General features: G+C 73.2%; 2 protein-coding genes. One reads left to right on the forward strand and one right to left on the reverse strand.

The window, feature by feature from the left end:
* Positions 1–88 precede the first annotated feature (88 nt).
* On the forward strand, positions 89–580 hold the full coding sequence (gene bfr, locus AB0J52_RS40865; protein ID WP_500188616.1) for a bacterioferritin: 492 nt from the start codon (positions 89–91) through the stop codon (positions 578–580).
* 27 nt (positions 581–607) lie between these two features.
* Here the strand turns inward: bfr and AB0J52_RS40870 are convergent.
* A partial coding sequence (locus AB0J52_RS40870; protein ID WP_500188618.1) for an NAD(P)H-binding protein occupies positions 608–1,338 on the reverse strand: 731 nt, incomplete at its 5' end.

Genomic DNA, 1,338 nt, shown 5'->3' on the forward strand with positions numbered 1-1,338 from the left:
GATCGTCGCGCCGGTGCGTTCGCGCTGGCTGCGCGACACCGCCGCCTGACGCTGTCCGATCACCGGACGGCGTGCGAGCATGGCCGCCATGGAAGGCGACAAGGACATCATCGCGCTGCTCAACGAGCAGCTCACCGCCGAGCTGACCGCGATCAACCAGTACTTCCTGCACTCCAAGATGCAGGAGAACTGGGGATTCACCCGGATGGCGAAGCACAGCCGGGACGAGTCGTTCGACGAGATGCGGCACGCCGAGCGGCTGACCGACCGGATCCTGTTCCTGGAGGGCCTGCCGAACTACCAGAAGATCGGCACGCTCCGCATCGGCCAGACGATCGTGGAGCAGCTCCAGGCCGACCTGCGGATCGAGCTGGAGGCCGTCGCGCGGCTGCGGCCCGGCATCGAGCTGATGCGCTCGCGCGGCGACATCACCTCCGCGCGCCTGTTCGAGGACATCCTCGCGGACGAGGAGGAGCACATCGACTTCCTCGAGACCGAGCTCGGCCTGGTCGAGATGCTCGGCGAGCACAACTACCTCCAGCGCCTCACCGCGCCCCCCGGCGAAGGGGACTCCGACTGACGCGGAGCCACCTCCGCCCCGTCCCCCTCAGCGGAAGGCGGGGGCGTTCCGGCGGGCCCACTCGGCGAAGGTCCGGGCGGGGCGGCCGAGGACGTTCTCGACGTCGGGGCTGACGCGGCGCTCGGCCTCGGTGGGTTCGCCGAGGATCGACAGCGTCGTCTCGACCACCGGCTCGGGCATGAACCGCAGCATGTGCTCGCGGGCCTGGTCGCGGGTCAGCTCGACGAACCCGACGGGCTCGCCGAGCGCGTCGCCGATGGCCCGGGCCTGCTGCCTCGGCGTGACGGGCGCCGGGCCGGTGAGCTCGTAGATCCGGCCGGCGTGGCCGTCCCCGCGGAGGGCGGCCGCCCCGACCGCCGCGATGTCGGACGGGTCGACGGCCGGCAGGCCGACGTCGCCGAAGGGCGCGGCGACCGTGCGGGACGCGCGCACCGACTCGGCCCACGCGTAGGCGTTGCTGGCGAAGCCGCCCGGCCGCAGGATCGTCCAGTCGAGGCCCGACCCGCGGACGGCGTCCTCGATCCTCCCGGCGACGACGCCGTGCGAGGCCGAGTCCGGCCGGGTCGCGACGCCCTGCGAGGACAGCAGCACCACGCGCCGGACCCCGCCCGCCTTGGCCGCGTCGAGGACGGCGTGCGGGTCGATCAGGTGGGCGCTCATGCCGCCGTTCTGGAAGAACAGGGCGTCCGCGCCGTCGAGGACGGGGCGCAGCGAGTCCGCGTCGGTGAGGTCCGCGCGGTGGTGCTGGACGCCGTCCG

The organism is Spirillospora sp. NPDC049652 (genome assembly GCF_040675125.1).
In the GTDB taxonomy this organism is placed as follows: Bacteria; Actinomycetota; Actinomycetes; order Streptosporangiales; family Streptosporangiaceae; genus Spirillospora.

Excerpts from the sequence above, each read along its gene's own strand:
- bfr (WP_500188616.1), top strand. The coding sequence starts at position 89 with ATGGAAGGCGACAAGGACATCATCGCGCTGCTCAACGAGCAGCTCACC.